The organism is Paenibacillus sp. FSL W8-0426 (assembly GCF_037969725.1).
GTDB classification, from domain to species: domain Bacteria; phylum Bacillota; class Bacilli; order Paenibacillales; family Paenibacillaceae; genus Paenibacillus; species Paenibacillus hubeiensis.
On sequence record NZ_CP150203.1, the window covers coordinates 1,452,082 to 1,473,303 of the forward strand.

The 21,222-nt window shown below is 52.2% G+C and carries 23 protein-coding genes, 4 tRNA genes and 1 riboswitch; of the genes, 14 read left to right on the forward strand and 13 right to left on the reverse strand.

Features of this window, described 5'->3' with window-relative positions; all coding sequences use genetic code 11:
• Window positions 1-122: 122 nt before the first annotated feature.
• On the forward strand, window positions 123-794 hold the full coding sequence (locus MKY59_RS06520) for an MgtC/SapB family protein (protein WP_236415130.1): 672 nt from the start codon (window positions 123-125) through the stop codon (window positions 792-794).
• 13 nt (window positions 795-807) lie between these two features.
• On the opposite strand, the gene MKY59_RS06525 is transcribed toward MKY59_RS06520, so the two are convergent.
• Window positions 808-1,695 carry a Cof-type HAD-IIB family hydrolase gene (locus MKY59_RS06525; RefSeq protein ID WP_236415129.1) on the reverse strand — a complete coding sequence of 296 codons (888 nt, stop codon included), beginning with the start codon at window positions 1,693-1,695 and terminating at the stop codon, window positions 808-810.
• Between the two features lie 2 nt (window positions 1,696-1,697).
• Window positions 1,698-2,474, reverse strand: a complete 777-nt coding sequence (locus MKY59_RS06530; RefSeq protein WP_236415128.1) for a DeoR/GlpR family DNA-binding transcription regulator — start codon at window positions 2,472-2,474, stop codon at window positions 1,698-1,700.
• 281 nt (window positions 2,475-2,755) lie between these two features.
• Between MKY59_RS06530 and MKY59_RS06535 the strand changes: the two genes are divergently transcribed.
• The 4 genes from MKY59_RS06535 (at window position 2,756) to MKY59_RS06550 (ending at window position 3,796) form a co-directional block, all read left to right on the forward strand.
• Window positions 2,756-2,827: transfer RNA gene (locus MKY59_RS06535), tRNA-Glu, on the forward strand.
• 180 nt (window positions 2,828-3,007) lie between these two features.
• A tRNA-Lys gene (locus MKY59_RS06540) sits at window positions 3,008-3,083 on the forward strand.
• 17 nt (window positions 3,084-3,100) lie between these two features.
• Window positions 3,101-3,183, forward strand: a tRNA-Leu gene (locus tag MKY59_RS06545).
• Between the two features lie 196 nt (window positions 3,184-3,379).
• A complete protein-coding gene (locus MKY59_RS06550; protein WP_236415127.1) occupies window positions 3,380-3,796 on the forward strand; it encodes a helix-turn-helix transcriptional regulator in 417 nt (138 codons plus the stop codon).
• Between the two features lie 107 nt (window positions 3,797-3,903).
• Here MKY59_RS06550 and MKY59_RS06555 read toward each other — a convergent pair whose 3' ends face one another.
• The 6 genes from MKY59_RS06555 to MKY59_RS06580 form a co-directional block, all read right to left on the reverse strand.
• A complete protein-coding gene (locus MKY59_RS06555; protein ID WP_339276651.1) occupies window positions 3,904-4,848 on the reverse strand; it encodes an urease accessory protein UreD in 945 nt (314 codons plus the stop codon).
• The gene (gene ureG, locus MKY59_RS06560) at window positions 4,781-5,503 is read right to left on the reverse strand and encodes an urease accessory protein UreG (protein ID WP_236415125.1); all 723 of its coding nucleotides are present in this window, start codon (window positions 5,501-5,503) and stop codon (window positions 4,781-4,783) included. Before ureG ends, MKY59_RS06555 begins: the two co-directional genes overlap by 68 nt.
• A 40-nt stretch (window positions 5,504-5,543) precedes the next feature.
• The gene (locus tag MKY59_RS06565; RefSeq protein ID WP_339276653.1) at window positions 5,544-6,239 is read right to left on the reverse strand and encodes an urease accessory UreF family protein; all 696 of its coding nucleotides are present in this window, start codon (window positions 6,237-6,239) and stop codon (window positions 5,544-5,546) included.
• A 71-nt stretch (window positions 6,240-6,310) separates the two neighbouring features.
• Entirely contained in the window at window positions 6,311-8,029 is a 1,719-nt protein-coding gene (gene ureC / locus MKY59_RS06570; protein WP_339276655.1) for an urease subunit alpha, read from the reverse strand.
• Entirely contained in the window at window positions 8,026-8,412 is a 387-nt protein-coding gene (locus MKY59_RS06575) for an urease subunit beta (RefSeq protein WP_339276657.1), read from the reverse strand. Before MKY59_RS06575 ends, ureC begins: the two co-directional genes overlap by 4 nt.
• 18 nt (window positions 8,413-8,430) lie before the next feature.
• A complete protein-coding gene (locus tag MKY59_RS06580) occupies window positions 8,431-8,733 on the reverse strand; it encodes an urease subunit gamma (protein WP_236415119.1) in 303 nt (100 codons plus the stop codon).
• A gap of 257 nt (window positions 8,734-8,990) precedes the next feature.
• Between MKY59_RS06580 and urtA the strand changes: the two genes are divergently transcribed.
• The 5 genes from urtA (at window position 8,991) to urtE (ending at window position 13,851) form a co-directional block, all read left to right on the forward strand.
• A complete protein-coding gene (urtA, locus tag MKY59_RS06585; RefSeq protein ID WP_339276659.1) occupies window positions 8,991-10,241 on the forward strand; it encodes an urea ABC transporter substrate-binding protein in 1,251 nt (416 codons plus the stop codon).
• Between the two features lie 147 nt (window positions 10,242-10,388).
• Window positions 10,389-11,294 (forward strand): urea ABC transporter permease subunit UrtB, encoded by a 906-nt coding sequence (urtB, locus tag MKY59_RS06590; RefSeq protein ID WP_236415116.1) that lies wholly within the window; start codon window positions 10,389-10,391, stop codon window positions 11,292-11,294.
• Window positions 11,295-11,314: 20 nt separating this feature from the next.
• Complete coding sequence (urtC, locus tag MKY59_RS06595) at window positions 11,315-12,406, forward strand: urea ABC transporter permease subunit UrtC (protein ID WP_339276661.1); 1,092 nt, start codon at window positions 11,315-11,317, stop codon at window positions 12,404-12,406.
• On the forward strand, window positions 12,369-13,178 hold the full coding sequence (urtD, locus tag MKY59_RS06600; RefSeq protein WP_236415112.1) for an urea ABC transporter ATP-binding protein UrtD: 810 nt from the start codon (window positions 12,369-12,371) through the stop codon (window positions 13,176-13,178). Before urtC ends, urtD begins: the two co-directional genes overlap by 38 nt.
• Complete coding sequence (gene urtE / locus MKY59_RS06605) at window positions 13,156-13,851, forward strand: urea ABC transporter ATP-binding subunit UrtE (RefSeq protein ID WP_236415110.1); 696 nt, start codon at window positions 13,156-13,158, stop codon at window positions 13,849-13,851. The genes urtD and urtE overlap by 23 nt, the downstream gene beginning before the upstream one ends.
• Before the next feature lie 25 nt (window positions 13,852-13,876).
• On the opposite strand, the gene MKY59_RS06610 is transcribed toward urtE, so the two are convergent.
• The 3 genes from MKY59_RS06610 to MKY59_RS06620 form a co-directional block, all read right to left on the reverse strand.
• The gene (locus MKY59_RS06610; protein ID WP_339276663.1) at window positions 13,877-14,533 is read right to left on the reverse strand and encodes a hypothetical protein; all 657 of its coding nucleotides are present in this window, start codon (window positions 14,531-14,533) and stop codon (window positions 13,877-13,879) included.
• 62 nt (window positions 14,534-14,595) lie between these two features.
• Entirely contained in the window at window positions 14,596-14,799 is a 204-nt protein-coding gene (locus MKY59_RS06615) for an XRE family transcriptional regulator (protein ID WP_236415107.1), read from the reverse strand.
• Window positions 14,800-15,062: 263 nt separating this feature from the next.
• Window positions 15,063-15,764: an urease accessory UreF family protein gene (locus MKY59_RS06620; protein WP_339276665.1), complete on the reverse strand. Its 702-nt coding sequence runs from the start codon at window positions 15,762-15,764 to the stop codon at window positions 15,063-15,065.
• Window positions 15,765-16,153: 389 nt separating this feature from the next.
• Here MKY59_RS06620 and MKY59_RS06625 point away from each other — a divergent pair.
• A tRNA-Leu gene (locus tag MKY59_RS06625) sits at window positions 16,154-16,236 on the forward strand.
• Window positions 16,237-16,436: 200 nt separating this feature from the next.
• On the opposite strand, the gene MKY59_RS06630 is transcribed toward MKY59_RS06625, so the two are convergent.
• The gene (locus MKY59_RS06630; protein WP_236415104.1) at window positions 16,437-16,916 is read right to left on the reverse strand and encodes a glutathione peroxidase; all 480 of its coding nucleotides are present in this window, start codon (window positions 16,914-16,916) and stop codon (window positions 16,437-16,439) included.
• A 313-nt stretch (window positions 16,917-17,229) separates the two neighbouring features.
• Window positions 17,230-17,390: riboswitch (cyclic di-AMP (ydaO/yuaA leader) on the forward strand.
• A gap of 120 nt (window positions 17,391-17,510) precedes the next feature.
• On the opposite strand from MKY59_RS06630, the gene MKY59_RS06635 reads away from it, so the two are divergent.
• Complete coding sequence (locus MKY59_RS06635; protein ID WP_339276667.1) at window positions 17,511-17,906, forward strand: hypothetical protein; 396 nt, start codon at window positions 17,511-17,513, stop codon at window positions 17,904-17,906.
• Window positions 17,907-18,128: 222 nt separating this feature from the next.
• Entirely contained in the window at window positions 18,129-18,812 is a 684-nt protein-coding gene (locus MKY59_RS06640; RefSeq protein WP_236415099.1) for an HAD family hydrolase, read from the forward strand.
• 106 nt (window positions 18,813-18,918) lie between these two features.
• On the opposite strand, the gene MKY59_RS06645 is transcribed toward MKY59_RS06640, so the two are convergent.
• Window positions 18,919-20,211, reverse strand: a complete 1,293-nt coding sequence (locus tag MKY59_RS06645; protein WP_339278342.1) for an Nramp family divalent metal transporter — start codon at window positions 20,209-20,211, stop codon at window positions 18,919-18,921.
• A gap of 428 nt (window positions 20,212-20,639) precedes the next feature.
• On the opposite strand from MKY59_RS06645, the gene MKY59_RS06650 reads away from it, so the two are divergent.
• On the forward strand, window positions 20,640-21,059 hold the full coding sequence (locus MKY59_RS06650) for an organic hydroperoxide resistance protein (protein ID WP_339276668.1): 420 nt from the start codon (window positions 20,640-20,642) through the stop codon (window positions 21,057-21,059).
• The last annotated feature ends 163 nt before the right edge of the window (window positions 21,060-21,222 follow it).

A 21,222-nucleotide genomic window follows, 5' to 3' on the forward strand; every position in this document is an offset into this window, starting at 1 on the left:
TTTTAAGTATTTTGAAAATGGGGTAATTAGTAAAGGATAATGAATGTAAGCATATACATACTTGAGATGGGATGTCCGCCTTGTTGGCGTTGTTTCGAGATGATACGAAAGGATGGATGGCGATGGAATGGGAATATTTGATGCGCGTGGTCCTCGCCGGTCTGTGCGGTGTGTTCATTGGATATGAACGGAAAAATCGGATGAAAGAAGCGGGGATCCGCACGCATTTTGTCGTTGCTGTAGGTGCAGCGCTGATGATGGTTGTATCCAAATACGGATTCCAGGATCAATCCGGCTGGACCAACCTGTCGCTGGATCCTTCCCGGATTGCGGCACAAGTGGTAAGCGGGGTCGGATTCATCGGCGCCGGCATGATTTTTACGCAGCGCCAAACGGTGCGTGGACTCACCACGGCCGCAGGCATTTGGGCAACGGCTGGCATGGGTCTGGCCATGGGCGCGGGATTATATTGGACGGGTGCCGGAGTGACGCTGCTCATCATCATTGCGCAAATGCTGCTCCATCGGCAAGCGCGCTGGCTCGTATCCGCCAGGTCGGAAACGTTGACGATCCGTTTGGATCAGGAAGGGGCTGCGCTCCAGAGCGTCTTGTCCCTGCTGGGGCAAGAGGGGATTGCGGTGACGGGTTTCCGGGCAGAAAAAGAAACAAGCGCAGGTCTCCTTGGAGAGACTACGCTTGAGTTTGTCGTTAAACTGCCGGGTCCTTATCAGGGAGAACGGCTGCTTGCATTGCTTTCCGATGTGCCGCATGTGCGTTCCATCGAGCTGAAATAGCCGGGGTTAAAGGTTAAATGACGGTTTCGGGACGGGAAATCGTTTTGCCGTCAAGCACGCAGTGAATTGCATGCGCAACGCCGTTTTCCACGTTGGTTAACGTTATGGCATCGGCCAGATCCTGAACTTCGGCCACGGCATTGCCCATGGCAATGCCAAGCCCGGCCATTTCGATCATGGACACATCGTTGAAGTTGTCGCCGATGGCTGCCGTGTCGCTCATGGAAACGCCGAAGTGCTCGGCGAGCTTTGCCAAGGCATTTCCTTTGGAAACGTCGGGATGCTGCATTTCGAAGTTGTGTTCGGCCGACACAACCATGGCTACGTCCGATCGGGAGGCGAAGTGCTCGCGTCCTTTTTTCAATTGAAGCGGGTCAAGCGAGAAGGCCATGATGTTGTAAATGAAAGCCTCAGCCGGAATGTCCTGATGAGAATTGACGCGGAAATGGTCCTTTTTGGCATAGTGTTTTTTAATGCCGGAAATCATATGTTTAAGGTTTTCGTCAGGAGTCGTGTCGAGCAGGCGTTCCATGTCGGCCATGATTTGCGCATGGTGGTTGGAAGGGGCGTAGATGCCCTGTTGGGTAGAGGCTTCGTAATAAATTTCGTTCTCCTCCAGCCATTTCATGACCGATGCTGCCGTTTCGCGGTCCAGCGGAAGATGGAAAATGCGCTCGCCGTTCTCGTCATGGATGGTGGCGCCGTTGGATCCGATGACAGGGGTTTTGATGCCGCCATCACGGCTAATGTTGATCACGTCGGAATAGACGCGGCCGGTGGCAATCGTAACTTCAAGCCCTTCTTGTTTGGCGCGCTGAATCGCAGCCGCATTTTCGGGACTCACCTGGCTATTGCGGTTCAATAACGTTCCGTCCAGGTCGGTTGCAAACAATTTGATCATACTTACAGCTCCTTTTCTTTGATGGGTTCAGGAATGAGAATCTCGACTTGTTGTTCTTCGAGGAAAGCCAGCCAGTCTGCGGAAGGCCATTGATTCGTGATCAGCACGTCCACGAGGGACCAGTCGGCAAAGCGGTATCCGTATTGCCTGTCAAATTTCGAATGATCGGCAAGCACGATCACCTGTTTGGCTGCCTGCATCATTTGGTATTTGATTTTGCCTTCTTCTTCAGAGGCGCTGAAGCCCTGCATGGTAAGGCCGCCAATGCCGATGAAAGCTTTATCTACATAATAGCGGGATAACGTTTCGATCACGGAGGCGCCATAAACATAGCGTTGATCCTTGTTGATCTTGCCGCCGAGCAGGCGGATATCCACTGCGGCATGGTTGGAGAGCAGATCGGCCGAGTGCATGGAGTTGGTGATGACCGTGCAGGATTTGCCGTTCAGATTCTCCGCACAGGCCTGAACCGTGGTTGAAGAATCCAGAATGATAATTTCGCCTTCGCGCACAAGCGCTGCCGCGAGTTTTCCGATGGCGCGTTTATCCTCGGAAACATGGAGCAGGCGTTCCTTGTAAGATTTGAATTCGAGTGGAGGCGAGGGAAGAATTGCGCCGCCGCGCGTGCGGATGATGGCCTCCTGCTCTTCAAGCTTGATCAGATCCCTGCGGGCCGTATCTCGGGATACGTCGAACAGGGTTACGATCTCGTCCGCGGAAATTCGGCTATGCTTGCGAAGATGCTCGATAATGAGCTGCAGGCGTTCTTCTTGAAACAAACAAGATGCCTCCTTAATGGGGATGACTAATTTATATAATAGTTCAATTATAAGTTTTTATAATGATATTTGCGATGTTATAAGTTATTATAAGTGATTGTAAGGTTTTTTAATAAGGTTTTTACATATTCAGTGGTTGCGGATAACACTAATGTGGATTGAAGTAGAGCGAATATGTTTGTTTTATGTCATTAAAATTTATTTTTCAAAAAAAGTGTTGCACACCTCTTGAATTCTATGATATACTCTATCTTGTCGCCAAGAACGACAGAGTTTAACAAGGCCCGTTGGTCAAGGGGTTAAGACACCTCCCTTTCACGGAGGTAACAGGGGTTCGAATCCCCTACGGGTCATTGCAATTCCATTGCAACACAAGGGGTGAGAACCCCAAAGGTTCGTCGGAGGATAAGCCTCGTTAGCACAGACTTCGCAGTCTCGAACGAAGTGAGAGTATCCCCTACGGGTCATTGCTTCACAAAAGGTCATTGCTTTTCCATAAGTGATATGGCGCATTCGGTGAAGTTTTACAGCAAGAGCCATTAGCTCAGTTGGTAGAGCACCTGACTTTTAATCAGGGTGTCGAAGGTTCGAGTCCTTCATGGCTCACCAGTTTTACATTTGAATATGCGGTCGTGGTGGAATGGCAGACACGCTATCTTGAGGGGGTAGTGGGCGTACGCCCGTGGAGGTTCGAGTCCTCTCGACCGCATACATAAGTATTAACGAAGACAGGTTTTCATGTGTATACATGAGAGCCTGTCTTTTTTATTTTTGTACAACATGCTTAGGGGTGGGCTGAGTGATCAGGCAGATTGTGGTATAATATTGTTTAATGTGTGGCCCATGAGATGATGGAAAGCAGAGCAGAGGGATTCATGATTACTAAGGTTGGAAGGCGGTCTTGTATGCAGTCGATCTATGAACGAATTGAACAACTGATTGCCGAAAGGGGAATGACCAAGAAGGCGTTCTGTCAGCAGCTGAAGATCAGCACGGGCAATCTGGGGGATTGGAAGCGCGGCAAGTCTATTCCGAGTACGAACAAGTTGATCGAGATTGCGTCGTTTTTCGATGTGAGCCTGGATTGGCTTATGATCGGACGGCCGTCGAAGGAAGCGATGGTGCGGGAGAAGCGGGAGGATTATTTTTTTGACGTATTGCGGCAACTGGATTGCCAGGACAACGAATTATCGACTGAAGAACAGTCTTTCATCAGCGAATATATTGAATTTACCCGGTATCGCAAGGCCAAGGAAGGTCGTCATTCCGGGGATGGCTTCCTTGAAAAGAAAGAGGATCGAACGGAAGATGAATCGATCTGAATCATAAAAACCTCTGAACAGGTCAACACGACGTTGATGCTGTTCAGAGGTTTTTTTCGCTGTTCATGCCCGGATGCGTATCTGCCTGTCGCATCCTATCATCCGAGTTATTTGCGGAAAGGAGGCATTTCGCTGCCGAGCAGCACCGGGCGAACCGCATTCCAGAGAAGCAGGCATTGCTCCTGCAATTCCCAGGCGGCCATGCCAAGCATGCGGACGCCGATTCCGCTGGCGGCAAGCATGCTCGCACCGGCCAGGATGCGGCTTCCGTGCGGCAATCTCTGCCTAACCAGTTCTAATTCAGCAGAGCCGAGTCCGGGAGCGATCATCCACAATGCGGCCGTATGGGTGTAATGCATCAATGCGGCGGACTCGGTTGGATCGTCCCGCTCCGGGGCGAGGCCGAATCGGTCCCAGACGACGATCTGCTTGCCCAACCGGATATCGGTCAGGCTGTCGTAACGTTGGAATTGGAACAGTTCCCCGCGATGAACGCGCCCGGCAGCCCAAATATCCGCATACGCCAGAACGGCGTTTTCTCGCAGATCGAACCTGGTGGTAAGTGTGGAAGAACTGCCTTTGAACGGAATGACGCCTTCCGGAAAGTATTCCAGAACGGCCCCTTGTTCCAGCGTGAAATGATGCTTCACGGAGGATGGCAATGAAGGCGTGGGGTGCAATCGGGTTGCGGACGTGCTGCTTAACATGACGTGGGTACCTTCCCCGAGATGCCATTCCGAATGGTATACGTCCCCGTTCAAAACGCCAGGCGAGACATCCGATGTATACACGCATAACCCGTTTCCGCCTCCGTGAGGGCGGAAGGAGCGGCTGAACCGGAGCGGGGCGCTGTAATAGCGGTCGATCATGACCGTTCTCCCGCCCTGAAGGGCAAAGCCGGCCCGAAGCTCGCTGCGGCGCGTGATGGCGCCTGTTATCGGCTGCTCTGGTTCGGGCCCGGTTGCCTGCATCTCCGGAACGGGATCAATGAGTGTGTGCCGAACCGTGGTCATGGCTGTGCGAATGCAGATGCGCAGCGGCAGCATCGTCATCCATGTATTGGTGTTCGAGCCAATGCACGATCTCGGATACGCCTTCGCCGCTCATCAGATTGGACATGACATAAGGGCGGCCTTCACGGACGCGTTCGGTATCCTCTTTCATCACTTCGAGACTGGCGCCGACGTAAGGAGCGAGGTCTGTTTTGTTGATCAATAGCAGATCGGAACGGGTAATGCCCGGACCGCCTTTGCGAGGCAGTTTTTCCCCTTGCGCCACATCGATGATGTAAATGAATACGTCGGCCAGTTCCGGACTGAATGCAGCCGACAGGTTATCTCCGCCGCTCTCGATGAAAATCAACTGCAGGTCGGGAAAACGTTCGATCAGTTCATCCACCGCCTCGAAATTCATGGAAGCATCTTCGCGGATCGCGGTATGCGGGCAGCCGCCTGTTTCGACGCCGATAATGCGCTCGGGTGCCAAAGCGTTCTGACGCAGCAAAATTTCCGCATCTTCCTTCGTGTAGATGTCGTTCGTGATGACGGCGATGCTGTAACGGGTGCGAAGCGCCTTGGACAGTTTTTCCACAAGGGCGGTTTTGCCCGATCCTACAGGACCTCCGATTCCGATTCGCATGGGACGGCTGCGATCAAAAGCTTTGCGCTCCCACTCCGGATGATGCGTATGATTTGCTCCTCCACACATAACTGACTCCTCCTTGGATAATGGATATGGATAAAAGATTTCAGGACATGAACAGACGGGCAGGCAGTGTTTCATGCTGCATGGCGTAAATTTCCTGGGCGATGCCGAAGCTGTGCATCTGCTCGGGAGCCTCGAGCCGGAGCTTGCTCCATTCGGATTCAATGTCGTTCAACAGCTTGTGAATGAGCATCTGCGCTTCGGTCTGGCCGATCGGCAGGAGGCGCAAGGCGCTGTTAACGTATGCGTTGACACTGGTGTACAAATGCCCCGTCACTGCCTCGTCCAACCCGATTTCCAATCGATGGTTAATGTATCCGTGAATCGTTGTGATTCCGCAATAGGCGCCATGGTCCCGCACCGCTTCGTCGATCAGGGAAAAGTCCATCCACGGGTATAAGGATCGCGCCAGCTTCAGCAAGCGTTTGCCCATTTTATGCCCGCTTTCTCGTATCTCGCGCGGTGCGCGTTGGGCGTGAACTTGTTTGTCGATCAGGGCGAGCAAGCCGGAATCCTCCAGATCGATCGCCTGATATACGCCTTTGATGGCAAGTCCGTCAAACCTGACGAGGCTGGAATGCAGCTGGCTGCGAATGAATTGTTCCAGCTGGGCCGTCGTTTGAATGGTGCCGACATGAGTATATGCTTCCAGGCCGAACGAGTGGGAAAAACCGCCGATGGGCAATGCGGAATCCAGCAGTTGCACATAACGCAACAGTTTGGTGCCGTGATGCATCATAAGTCGATGCCCTCCCCGAAAGTAACGTTTCATCTATTGATCCCGCCAACCTCCGTGTATGCGCGTGAGGATCAGAACATGAAATATCGCTGTGCCATGGGCAGTTCTTCCGCCGGTTCGCATGTCAGCAGCACCCCGTCGGCCCGTACCTCATAGGTTTCGGGGTCCACTTCGATGACCGGGGTCACATCGTTGTGGATCATGTCCTTTTTGCTGACCGAGCGGCAGCCTTTGACCGCTTCCACGCGTTTGTTTAATCCGAGGGCTTCTTTGATGCCGGCCTCTGCTGCTGCTTGGGAAACGAACGTGATCGAGCCTTTGGCCAGAGCGCCGCCGTAGGAACCGAACATCGGCCGCCCGAATACGGGCTGCGGTGTCGGGATGGAAGCGTTCGGGTCGCCCATTTGGGCAAAAGCGATCATGCCGCCCTTAATGACCATTTCCGGTTTGACTCCGAAATAGGCAGGGCTCCAAAGGGTGAGATCGGCCAGTTTTCCGGCTTCGACGGAACCGACAAGGTGGCTGATGCCGTGGGCAATGGCCGGGTTGATCGTATATTTGGCCACGTACCTTTTGATTCGGTCGTTGTCGGAAGGCGAGCCTGCGGATAATTCCAGCTTGCCGCGTTGTTTCTTCATTTTGTCGGCGGTTTGCCAGGTGCGAATAATGACTTCTCCGACACGTCCCATGGCTTGGGAGTCCGAACTGATGATGCTGAACACGCCGAGGTCATGCAGAATATCCTCTGCAGCGATCGTTTCCGGACGAATCCGCGAGTCCGCGAAAGCAACGTCTTCCGGAATCGACGGGTCCAGATGGTGGCAGACCATCAGCATGTCGAGGTGTTCCTCTACCGTATTGCGTGTGTAGGGACGTGTTGGATTGGTTGAAGAGGGGATGACATAAGACTCTCCCGCTGCCCGGATGATATCCGGTGCGTGCCCGCCGCCGGCGCCTTCTGTGTGGTAGGTATGAATGGTTCTGCCTTTGATGGCTGCCAGCGTGTTTTCCAGGAAACCGGTCTCGTTCAACGTATCCGTATGGATAGCGACTTGCACGTCGTGCTTGTCTGCGGCCGTAAGGCAGGCGTCGATGGCGCTTGGCGTCGTTCCCCAGTCCTCATGCAGCTTGAGCCCGATGGCCCCGGCTTCGATCTGTTCAACGAGCGGTGCGATGCTGGAGCTGTTTCCTTTGCCCAGAAAGCCGATATTCATCGGAAAAGCTTCTGCGGATTCGAGCATGCGATGAATATGCCATGCTCCAGGCGTGCACGTTGTCGCTTTTGTGCCGGTTGCCGGCCCCGTCCCGCCGCCGATCATCGTGGTTACTCCGGAAGAGAGGGCGGTTTGGATTTGCTGGGGGCAGATGAAATGGATATGGGTATCGATGCCTCCTGCCGTCACGATGAGGCCTTCTCCGGCAATGATTTCCGTGGAGGCCCCGATCATCAGGGACGGATGGACGGCGTCCATCGTATCCGGATTGCCGGATTTGCCGATGGCGCAAATCAGGCCGTCCCGAATGCCGATATCGGCCTTGACGATGCCCCAATGGTCGATAATGACGGCGTTGGTAATGATGGTATCCGGCGTGCCGTCAGTGCGCAGTGCCGAGGCGGACTGCCCCATGCCGTCGCGGATCACTTTGCCGCCGCCGAATTTGCTCTCGTCGCCATAAACGGCGTAATCGTGTTCAATCTCGGCCCAAAGCTCCGTATCCGCCAGACGGATGGCATCCCCTGTTGTGGGGCCGAACATGGAGGCGTATTGTTCCCGGCTCATTTTTTTCAAGAGGGATCGCCTCCGTTGTTCGCAGGGTCGGCAAAGGTTTGCAGGAAAGCGTTGAGCTTCCCGGGATCGGGGGGACACGCCAAGGAGCCTTCGGTCAACCCGTTAAAACCGTGAATATGCCGTGTGCCGCCAAAGGTAGTGAGTTCGACGGGTTTTTCTTCTCCGGGTTCAAACCGGACCGCCGTACCCGCCGGAATGTGAAGCCGATGCCCGAAGGCTGTTGCGCGGTCGAAGTCCAGGGAGGCATTCACTTCATAGAAGTGTACATGCGAGCCCACTTGAACGGGCCGGTCGCCACGGTTCAATACGATAAGTTGGAGCGTCGGGCGGTCGGGATGACACACGATGTCGTCCTGTTTCAATCGGTATTCACCAGGAATCATGGCATTCTCCTGCCTTTCTCAACGTATGGGTTCATGCACGGTAACCAGCTTGGTTCCGTCGGGGAACGTGGCTTCGACCTGTACCTCGGGAACCATGTCGGGGACGCCTTCCATGCAATCCTCGCGAGTCAGGATCGTTCCGCCATACCGCATCAACTCGGCTACGCTCATCCCGTCCCGAGCGCGTTCCATCAGCTCGGAAGTGAGCAGTGCAATGGCTTCCGGCACGTTCAGCTTCAAGCCGCGGGTTTTGCGTTCACGGGCGAGGTTGGCAGCTACGGTTATCAGGAGTTTTTCTTTTTCCTGTTCTGTCCAGTGCAAGGCAATCCGACCTTTCCCTTGATTATTTCTGATGTGAACGAAATGATATCGTGTTAAATATACTCACACAGGTGGTGTTTTTTGTCAATAACCTTCTGGAAATCTTAGAAATATGCATGAAACGGAACGGTTGAAATAAAATTATGTTAGATTTATTGACATACGAAGTCGGAGCAACCATAATTTGGAGCAACGAACATTTTAGAGCTGTGAGTCCGTAATGTTCGTCAATAGACCAAAAAAGGGAGTGCAGGCTATTGAAAAAGAGTTCGTTCAAATGGTGGGGCATGTTGCTAGGGATGGTCATTGCTTTGACGGGATGTGTAGAAGGGGGAGAACCTCCGCAGTCGGCAGCGACCTCCGGAACAGGCGAAGCGGTATCCGCGGATGATACGATCAAAGTAGGCATTCTTCATTCTTTAAGCGGAACGATGGCGATCAGCGAGGTGTCGGTGAAGGATGCCGAGATGCTGGCCATCGAAGAAATCAATGCGGCAGGCGGCGTGCTTGGAAAGCAGATCGAGCCGGTCGTGGAAGATGGCGCTTCGGATTGGCCGACGTTTGCGGAGAAAGCCGGAAAGCTGCTGCAGCAGGATAAGGTGGCTGCCGTGTTCGGAGGGTGGACTTCCGCCAGTCGCAAGGCTATGCTTCCGGTATTTGAACAGAACAACGGCTTGCTGTTTTATCCCGTGCAATACGAAGGTTTGGAATCTTCCCCTAACATCTTTTATACGGGGGCCACAACCAATCAGCAGATCGTTCCTTCGGTTACGTGGTTGCTTGAGAACCGGGGCAAGAAGTTTTATCTGTTAGGCTCGGATTACGTATTCCCGAAAACGGCCAATCAAATCATTAAAGCCCAGCTTGAAGCCGAAGGCGGTGAAGTAGTGGGTGAGGAGTACACGCCGCTGGGGCACACCGACTACAGCACCATCATTAGCAAAATCAAAGCGGCACAACCTGACATTGTATATAACACGCTGAATGGCGATAGCAATGTGGCGTTCTTCAAACAATGGAAAGATGCCGGAATGACGGCCGACAAGATGACAACGTTGTCCGTGAGCGTGGCTGAAGAGGAAATTCGCGGCATCGGCGCGGATGTGCTGAAAGGTCACTTGGCGTCATGGAACTATTATCAAACGACCGATACGCCGGAAAATGCAGCGTTTGTGCAGAAATACAAAGAGAAGTACGGACAGGACCGGGTCACCGCCGATCCGATCGAAGCGGGTTACGTTGCCGTTTATTTGTGGAAAGCCGCCGTTGAAAAAGCCGGAAGTACGGATGTGGAGAAAGTCAGAGAAGCTGCCAAAGGGCTGGAATTCGATGCACCGGAAGGGAAAGTGACAGTGGATGGCGAGAATCAGCATATTTACAAAACAGTGCGCATCGGAGAAGTGCAGGAAGATGGACAGTTCAAGGAACTGTGGAATTCGGGCGATCCTGTCAAACCGGATCCTTACCTGAAAACGTATGAATGGGGAGCTTCGCTCAGCAGCCAATAACATTAAAGTAACTGATTATTGCCTTCTTTAGTGTGGATGAGGGTGATGAATACACCCTTATTCCGCATCGAATTAAAGCGGTGTCGCGTTATTCAAGAGCGGTTCACAGCCATTATGGAAAGCCTTATCGCATGGGGAGTGAGAAGTATGGATATGTTTATTTTGCAACTGTTCAACGGCCTGAGCGTGAGTTCGATCCTGCTGTTGATTGCGCTCGGGCTGGCGGTTACATTCGGGCTCATGAACGTCATTAACATGGCGCATGGCGAATTGATCATGATTGGTGCCTACGCCACGTACGTGACGCAAAATTTGTTTGTGTCCTATGCCCCTGCAGGGTGGTTCGAGGCGTACTTTATCGTGGCACTGCCTTTGGCGTTCGGCGCTGCCGCCTTCGTCGGCTGGCTGCTTGAAGCGGTGCTGATTCGCCACTTGTACGGGCGGCCTCTGGATAGTTTGCTGGCGACCTGGGGCGTGGGCATGATGCTGCAGCAGCTTGCCCGAACGATTTTTGGAGCGCCTAATGTCGGGGTGTCAAGCCCATCCTGGCTGAATGGCGGGTGGGTTGTCTCGGAAGGTATCGTATTTCCGTACAAACGGCTGTTTATCATTGCGTTGGTGATCGTTGTGTTGCTCTGTATGTATCTTTATATTTACCACACTTCGTCGGGGCGGCGCATGAGAGCGGTGATGCAAAATCGAAGCATGGCGGGCTGCCTGGGCATATCGACCAGACGCGTGGATGGATTGACGTTCGCCATAGGCTCTGGAATTGCGGGCGTTGCAGGCTGCGCATTGACGCTGATCGGTCCGATCGGACCTTCGCTGGGCACCTATTACATCGTCGATGCTTTTATGGTCGTCGTGTTGGGCGGCGTGGGCAAATTGGTCGGCACCGTACTCGGCGCGCTGGGGATCGGGGTGTTCAATACGCTGTTCGAGACGTATACTTCGGCTTCGATCGGCAAAGTGCTTGTCTTTGCATGTATTGTTGCTTTCCTTCAATGGAAACCACGCGGCTTTGTTGCAGTGAGAACCCGGAGCTTGGATTGATGCGAAAAGGGGGTTAACTTATGCAGGTACTTCTCAAGTCAGGCAACGCGAAAATGAAGATCGTCTGGGCGGTCGCATTGCTCCTGATGTGTCTTGCACCGCTCATTTCAACCGAATTTCGGCTTAGCCTGCTGGCTAAGTTTCTTGCGCTCGCCATTTTGGCCATAGGGCTTGACCTGATCTGGGGATATGGCGGAGTGTTAAGTCTGGGGCATGGGGTGTTTTTCGGGCTTGGCGGATACGCGATGGCCATGCACCTTAAACTTCAGGCGAGCGGCACGTCGCTGCCTGACTTCATGGGGTGGAGCGGGCTGCGCGAGCTGCCTTGGTTTTGGGAACCGTTCCGGTCATTTCCGGCGGCGGTTGCGCTAGGGATTTTGCTCCCGGCCTTGCTTGCCTTTGTGCTCGGCTGGTTCACGTTTCGCAACCGGATTTCGGGTGTCTATTTTACGATTCTTACTCAAGCGCTGGTATTGATCACGGTTACTCTTTTTGTGGGCAAACAGGAGTGGACGGGAGGCACGAACGGCATTACCGGATTTTACTCGATCTTTGGGTTTGCGCTGCACTCGCCAGGAACGACGATCGTGTTGTATTATGTCACGCTTGCGGTGCTGGTGCTGGCCTACGTGCTTTGCAGGCGCGTGGTCAACAGCCGTTTTGGCCAAGTGCTGGAGGCGGCGAGGGACGGAGAGAACCGGGTGCGTTTTTTGGGATACGATCCCGCGGGTTACAAGACATTATCCTTTGTGTTGTCAGGGGCACTGGCAGGCATCGCCGGAATGCTGTTTGTGCTTCAGGTAGGCATTATCTCGCCTTCCATGATGGGCATTGTTCCTTCCATTGAAATGGTGCTATGGGTAGCTCTTGGCGGACGGGGGACGCTGATCGGAGCCGTTATCGGGGCAGTGGTGCTGAATGCGGCCAAAACCGGGATCAGCGAGGCTTATCCGGAAGGTTGGTTATTTGTTCTCGGTGGATTATTCGTCACTGTTGTTCTGTTCATGCCGAATGGGTTGGTGGGCGTATATCGCCGCCTGGCCCGAATGATGAAGCGGAGAGGAGAGGTTGCTCATGTCCCTGTCAGTCAGGAAAAGCCGGAAGTCTATTGAACCGGCAGCCGTGCTGGAAGCCAAAGATGTCACCGTTGCGTTTGGAGGTTTCGTGGCGGTTAACGGCATGAATTTGAAGCTGCATGAGCAGGATTTGCATTTCTTGATCGGACCGAACGGGGCGGGCAAAACGACGATGCTTGATGTCATCTGCGGCAAAACCAAGCCGGTTTCCGGAGGTGTCACCATGCATGACGGTACGGAATTGACGCGGTTGAAAGAACATCAGATCGTCCGCAAAGGCGTCGGACGCAAATTCCAAGCACCGTCCGTTTTCGCGGGGTTGACGGTTCAGGAAAATCTGGCGCTGGCGGCTGAAGTGCGTCGTTCACCGTTACAGGCTTTGGGGATTCGGCGCCATGGGAAGATGAAACCGGCGATGGAACGAGTCATCTTGCAGGTAGGGCTGCAGGATCGTGTCCATGCCCGTGCCGGAGCGCTGTCCCACGGAGAAAAGCAATGGCTGGAAATTGGCATGTTATTGCTGCAGGAGCCTCGGGTGTTGTTGTTGGATGAGCCTGTTGCCGGCATGACGGATGAAGAAACGGATAAAACGGGTCAACTTCTGAGGGGGATTGCACGCGAGCGTTCAGTGGTCGTGGTCGAGCATGACATGGAGTTTGTGCGGAATTATGCGGCGAAGGTGACGGTCATGCATGAAGGCAAGCTGCTCAAGGAAGGCACGATGGAAGAGGTGCAGGCAGACCCGATCGTGGCTGAAGTCTACCTGGGCAAAAGGAGGGATGAGCATGCTGTCTCTGCAACGCATTGAATCCGGCTATGGCGAGTCGAATGTATTGCGAGGGGTGAATCTTGAGGTTCGACCCGGACAGGTCGTGTGTCTCATGGGGCGGAACGGGGTGGGCAAAACCACGCTGATGAAAACGTTGATGGGCTTGCTCAAAACGCGGAAGGGCAATATCCTTTGGCAAGGGAGGGACGTGACCTCTTTGGATTCTGCGAAAAGGGCGAAGGCTGGCATCGGCTATGTGCCTCAGGGGCGCGACATTTTTCCGCAATTGACCGTTAGGGAGAATCTGCTGCTGGGGCTTGAATCGGCCCCTGGCAGAAGGAAGGAGTTCCCGGAAGATGTACTGGCCATGTTTCCTGTGCTGGAAACGATGTATGGCCGCCAGGGCGGCGACCTGAGTGGAGGCCAGCAGCAGCAATTGGCATTCGCCAGAGCGTTGGCATCCAGGCCGGGCTTGCTGCTGTTGGATGAACCGACCGAAGGCATTCAGCCTTCCATTGTGGAAGATATCCGCCAGGCTATACTGGGGATCAGGGAGAAAGGTGACATATCCGTGTTGTTGGTCGAACAGAGCATCGACTTTGTCCGAGGCGCCGCGGATTATATTTACGTCATGGACAAAGGCATGATTGCGCTGCAGGGTTCTCCGAACGAGCTGGATATGTCCCAATTCGAGCACCATCTGTCGGTATAGGCTGAGGGTTGGGGAATCCCGGGTGTCAGGAGAGTCTGTTGAGTCTGTTCATGTACTCCGGATATAGCCGCCGGATGCAGTCGGGGCAAATGTCGTGGGTGAATTCGGCGTGGGTGTGCTTCTCCAAATAACTCTCAATGGAGTTCCAATGGTCCTGATCATCCTTGATTTGCTTGCAAACGGCACAGATGGGCAACATCCCCCGCAGTGTACGTACTTCCGCCAAGGCTTGCTTCAATTGCAATTCCGTCTGTTTATGTTCAGTGATGTCTGTGTGTGCGATCAGGGAGAGATCGAGGCAGCGTGAAACAGATGTCTGAATGAGAGGGGTGAGTTCCATGCGAAACCACCTCTTCTTTGCGTCCCGATGTACGGGGATCTCGTAAGCGATGCTGCTTTCCGCAGGTTGGCGAATGTGCTGCAAATGCCGAATGATGGCCGTTATGCGTATCGATTCTTCCTGAGGGACCGAAGACCTTAACCATTGAAGGTAGTGCGGGAGCTTCTCGGGATGCATCCGGTTGGTGGATGAATGCGGCTTGGGTCCGTTTCGGCGTTGTCCGAGGTCTTGAAGCCACGCTTCGTTGCAGCTTCGGATGTTCCAATGTTGGTCCACGATGACAAGCTGATGGCGCATGGACTGGAAAGACAATCTTTCCAGTTCGGTGACGGTAAAACTCATGGGATAAGATCCTCCTTGTAATATAGGATAATGGCATTGATTGGAGAAAAAGGTCGAAAAGGTCAGCGCAGCTCGTCCGGAATTTGCAAAATGTCTGCGACCTGATGGCGGAATCGGGTTGCTTTTCGCGTTCCGTGAATGAGATTGGACAGGCGGTATGGCGGGATACCGTGTATTTCGCAAAATGTTTTCTGATCCATTTGCAGTTCGGTCAGCCTTCGTTTAATTGCCCAACCAAACGGCGTCACCGGTTTCTTTTTGTTCAAAAGGGTTCACCTTCAGTTCAACATAGTTTTCAGCAGGCTTGTTGTGTTGTAGAATGGATGTAAATGCGAGCTGTATGGATAATTATATACGTATTTGCGTCATGTAACAATTAAAAAAGACGTAAAAAAGTTCTATTTTTAGTGTTTTATGACGAACTTGCGTATTTTTTAGTCTTTATGCAAGAAAGGTAAAAGCACGCCGGCTGGGGACGGCGTGCTTTTTTTGGCATGTGGATGAAGTTGGAGGAGAAAAGAAGGCGAGTTTATGCCCTGAAAGCGTGGAGGCCTGCTCCAAGCATGTGGAAGCTGGGGAAAAGCGATTTGATGGACGTCGGGACGGAAGGGGAAAGTCCATCGGTAGAGGAAGCGCTGACCAGTGCCCATTCCTGGTCAAGGTCTGCGGCCAGGCGTGCAGACAGTTGTTGGCTTGCATCGCCGTCCAGGGCAAGAGTTCTGGCGGCTTCGGTTATGCACGCGCTCATGGCTGAGTGGAGATAACCTTGTACAGCGTCCTCGACGGGAATGCCGAGGTGGTGATTGACCCATGCGTGGACTGTCGAGAGGCAGCCGACGGATTCGTATTTGGCTAAAGTGTCTTCAAGCGGAGAAAAATCAATCCATGGATGGAGGGCGTGTGCGAGTTTGATCAGCCTTTTGCCCATGGAGCTCGCTTGCTCTCGTTGGTTGGCAGGGGTGCGCTGTACATGTACGAGTTTGTCGATTAGTGCCAGCCGCCAGGTGTCGTTTTGGTCGGCGGCACTATAGATGCCTTTGATGGCCATCCCTTCAAGGCGGGTGATGCTGGGATGCATCTGACAACGCATGAACGATTCGAGATCAGCAGCATTGCGAATGTTCCCATCCTGGATGTGCGTATCCATGCCGAAGAAATGGGTGAAGCCTCCGACCTGGATAGAGGAATCAAGCAGTTTGACATAATCGAGCAGCTTATTTCCTCGGTTCACCATTTTCGCCTCCTATGTTCATTTTGTGTCATATAATATGACTTTGTTGTAGGTTCCAAATCACTTATATCGGTAAAAATCCGAATTATATGATATATATATTTACACAAATGTCTGCGTTTTGTCAATGGTAAGCTGTATTTTTGATTGGTGAAATAAAATATGTTATTTTATTATCCTTTTCGTGTTAATGTTATGTTATGTAATTGTTCGGAATTGCTTCAGAACCGAAAATAAAATGATGGCGAAATGTTCAAATCAGATACCATCTTATGCAATATGATGTTGGAAAATGACGATACATTCGGCACCAAAATTTAATGTTAAAAATAGCTTTACTTTTCCTTTGAAACCCTGTATAATCATTTTTGTTGCCGCTAATACGACATGCGGTCGTGGTGGAATGGCAGACACGCTATCTTGAGGGGGTAGTGGGCGTACGCCCGTGGAGGTTCGAGTCCTCTCGACCGCATTATAATGAAGTAGAACAAAAGAAGCATTCCGATCATCGGAATGCTTCTTTTTTTGTTTTCTGCAAAAAGGCATAAAAAAGCCGTGCTGCATCACCGATTTTTCGAAAAGCCTTTCCGGGCTGCAACACGGTTCTTCAAGGGGATGACCTTATGAAAAATGAATGCATCGTGACATCAATCCATCTCTGTTGAAATGTTGTTATTGATGCAGCAGCTCCGCAATATCGGCTTCAATCTGATCAGGCGTCGTTTGGGGAGCATAACGTTTGAGCACGCGGCCGTCCCGGTCGACCAGAAATTTAGTGAAATTCCATTTGATGGCCTTCGAACCTAGCAGGCCTGGCGCTTCCTTGGTCAAATGCTGAAAAAGAGGGTGGGCGCTGCTGCCGTTCACGTCGATCTTCTCGAACATCGGGAAGCTGACGCCATAGTTCATCTGGCAAAATTCGGCGATGTCGTCGGAAGAGCCCTTTTCCTGAGCGAACTGGTTGCTTGGAAACCCCAATACTTCGAAATCGCTGTTCTGGAACTTGTCATACAGCTTTTGCAAGCCTTCGTATTGCGGGGTTAGGCCGCATTTGCTCGCAGTGTTGACGATCAGCAGGACCTTGTTGCGGTATTGGGACATTTCGACTTCCTGGCCACGAAGCGTGTTCACTTTGTAATCGTAGATGGACATAATATTCGCCTCCAAATGAGTAGTATCGATGCGGTGATCTTTTTATATCTCTATTATATTTGATGCAATTAATTAATGCAAAATTATAATTGGAATCATTTGGGATGCCAGTGTCTTGTTTCTTCCTTTCCGTTATCATGTGGAATTTCTACCAGAGCGAGAATTAGATAGTTTAAACGAGAAAGGTGGAGATTAGTACATATGTAAGCGATCTCATTAAAGCAAAGTGCCATAAATCCGCCTTTTCGGAGAGCTGCACCGACTTTACACCGACTTGTCAGGGGTGTATGATTCATATCGATAACATGAACGATGTTTTTAATCGCTGAGTTTCCGTTCCGGTCGGAATGGAAAACGGGGGAACCAATCGGATGCGATGCATCTATGGGGTGAATTTTCCGGCTATGCCGGAAATAGGGCGACTCTCGCGCCCGAATCCGTCAGCTAACCTCGTAAGCGTTAAAGGGAGAGGCAACAAGCCGTACGTTATTCGTGGCGAATGTTATTTGTCATGGATTGAAGAAGCGTTCGGGCGGCCTTGGTCCCCCACGCTTCTTTTTTGTTGTCTTTTCACGTCAGAGGGAGGAACGAATAATGGATAACGAGATGGTTTTGGTCACGGCCCCGAATGAAGCAGGGCGCAAATTTGTGAAGCTGTTGATGTACAAAAAGGTACCTTTTGCCGTGCTGACGAACAGTGCGGGCGAAGAACGCAAATTGCGGCGGATCGGCGTAGAGAACGTCATTCGCATGAATACGGCATCGGCGCAAAAGTGGTTTCTGCCGCAGGGAAATGTGGGCAATGTTTTTATTTTTGAGAACAGCCTTAATCTCACCTGCCGCTATCTGCAAATCTGCAGATCGTGGACATCCAAGACGTTGTGCGTCATTACGGAACAGAGCCATCCCAAAGGCATTTATCGCGGTATGGGTGCCGATCGGATCGTGTATTCGATGAATGGAGAGGTCGGATTTCTGCTCAACAGATAAGGGCGGGCTGTTGGTGATTGATCCGATGTTAGGCGGCTGTTATAATTAGCTTAATTATATGTGTGAAAAACCAAGAAGACTCTTTCTGGATACGGGTCTTCTTTTTTTAATGTTGGAAGACGGGCCTGAAAACAGCGACCTTTTGAATGGTAAAAGATTCGCCGGATGAGGCTCGCGTTGATGATTGGGAGGATGCGTTCAAGGTGAGCAAGGAGGAGTAACGTGCCGGATATTGGTGGTATCAAATGGTTGTTTTTTGATGTTGGGGATACGTTGGTGGATGAGTGGGAGCCGGTGGACGACATCATCGGCCAGTTTGTGCGGGAAGCCCGAATGCTCGGGTATCATGTGAACATCGAAAAGGTGCGCGAGATCTTTGTCGAATGTTACAGCAAGTACGAGCAGTGGCCGATGCGGGTAGCTATTCGTACCTTGATCGATCATGAGGAGCACCGGGCACGGATTCAGGAAAAACTGAAGTTCCGGAAGGAGCTTGAGCATCCTTTTGCTGCTGCGGAGCGTGTGCTGCATGCGTTATCCGGCCGTTATCGGATCGGCATCATTGCCAATCAAAGCCTGGGCACGGAAGAGCGGCTTGAAAGGTATGGCTTGCGCAAATACGTGGACGTCCTGGCATGCTCGGCAGAAGAGGGCGTATCCAAACCGGATCCCGGATTATACGCGGTAGCGTTGAAGCAGGCGGAATGCGAGCCTGATGAGGCTGTTATGATTGGGGACCGAATCGATAACGACATCGTTCCGGCAAGCAAACTGGGCATGCGCACTGTACGCATATTGCAAGGTTACGGAAGGTTTCAGCCTGAACGCTCGGCGGACGAGCAGCCGGACTGGACGGTTGAATCGCTGGAGCAGCTGCTGCCGCTGTTTTTGCCTGGCGAGGATTAGGTTTCATTAATAGTTACATTATAATGCTGTGTTCATCCTCCGTTTCATCGAAGAAAAGGCTGATCGTGCAGGCACTCCGGTGCTTGCGACGATCAGCCTTATTTTTTTAGAGGAGTGCGAAAGTCTGGATAATGAGGTACACGTTCAGGACGACGATGATACCAGCAATAAACCAGGATGCTATTTTCAGCCATGGTTTGTTGGCAAACTCGCCCATGCTTTTTTTATCGCTCGTAAACATGACCAGCGGGATGACGGCAAACGGCAGCTGCAAAGACAAAATGACCTGGCTCAGAATGAGCAGTTCCTCGGTACCGTGTTCGCCGGCAATGGCGGTAACGATGACGGCCGGGATGATGGCAATAAGCCGTGTAACCAGCCTGCGCAGCCAGGCGGGAATCCGGATGTTCAGGAAACCTTCCATGACGATCTGTCCGGACAGGGTTCCTGTCAGCGTGGAATTCTGGCCGGAAGCAAGCAGGGCAACGCCGAACAGAACGCTTGCGATCGTTGTGCCCAGCAGCGGCGTCAGCAGGTGATAGGCATCGGCGATTTCGGCGACCTGCGTCATGCCTGCACTGTGGAAAACGGCCGCCGACACGATCAAAATGGCGGCATTGATGAACAGGGCCAGCGTCAAAGCGATCGTGGAATCCATGGTGGAGTAACGGATTGCTTCTCTTTTGCCACGGGATGTCTGCTCGATCTGGCGGGTCTGTACGATGGACGAATGCAGATACAGGTTATGGGGCATAACGGTAGCCCCGATGATGCCGATCGCGATGTATAACATGGCTGGGTTTTGCAAAATTTCCGCGCTGGGTACAAAGCCGTGCAGCACTCCGCCCATGTCCGGTTTGGCGAGAAACAGATCGATGCCGAAACAGAGGGCAATGGTGGCCATCAGCACGATGACGAGCGTTTCAAGGGCCCGAAAACCTTTGTTTTGCAAAAGCAGGACCAGCAGCACGTCCACTGCGGTAATGATGACGCCATACAGCATTGGAATGTTAAACAACAGTTTCAGGGCGATGGCCGACCCGATCACTTCGGCGAGATCGGTTGCAGCGATCGCGAGTTCGCATAACAACCACAGCATGATGACTACAGGCATGCTGAACCGTTCGCGGCAAGCTTGGGCAAGGTCGCGTCCGGTAACGATGCCGAGTTTGCCTGCGAGTGCTTGCAGCACAACGGCCATCAGATTCGAAATGAGGATTACCGACAGGAGCGTATACCCGAATTGCGAGCCTCCCGATATGTCGGTCGCCCAGTTGCCGGGGTCCATATATCCGACGGCAACCATGTAACCCGGGCCGACGAAGGCGAGGAATTTTTTCCACCAGGCCGCGTTTTTGGGCACTCTCATGGAACTATGGGCTTCCCCGAGGGAAGGCATCGCGCCTGCTGCTGCAAGCTGTTCGGCTGAGGAGGTGTGGAATGGATTTCTTTTGCTCATGGAATCATCACCTGACTTTTAATGGATTTAATAACGATTATCTATAGTTTCGATGAAATGAAGGTTTGGAATGACGAGAAGCTTATGTCCGAAAAGATATGTCGTTGTTTACATTGTACACCCTCAAATATTTTTGTCTAGTGCAACTTTTATGTAAAAGGACAATTTTTCTGAAGTGGCGCCAAACAAAAAAGAATGGATAGGAATAGTTGGCGGCTTGCAAAGAAGGCGGGCGGTGTTTCAGACGATAGGTTAACCCATTCGATGCTGTCAGAACCGGAATAGCGATGAATAACGTTTCAAAACGACTCAGCGGTTTAATTGGAACATAAGCGATAATACTAACCATGTTAAAGGAGAGATCATCGATGCAGGCTTTATATACGGCAACGGCAACAGTTAAAGGCGGACGCACGGGTTCGGTAGCTTCTTTGGACGGAGTGCTCAAACATGAGCTCGCCATGCCTAAGGAATTGGGCGGATCAGGCGGTGAAGGTACGAATCCGGAGCAGTTGTTTGCAGCAGGTTACGGAGCCTGTTACGAGAGTGCGCTGGCCAATGTGGCCCGTAAGGCAGGAGTGAAGCTTGGGGACGTCGTCGTCACCAGCAACGTTTCGATCGGCAAAGACCCGGAAGACGACGGTTTCAAGCTGGCGGTCCGACTCGACGTCAATATGGAAGGAATCGAACGCAGCCAAGCGGAGGAGCTGGCTCGCAAAGCGCATGAATTTTGTCCGTATTCCAAGGCGACCCGGGGCAATATCGACGTTGTGTTGAACGTGGTATAACGCTGGGCGAACTTTAACATCGGATCCGAATCGGGGGCTCTGCCGCAATCCGGCAGGGTCCTGTTTTTCAACAATAAGCATTTCATAGCAGGAAATGGCATGATGCATATCGTACTCTTTTACATAAACCCAAACCTGTCTGATCCGACGTCCAGAAAAGAAG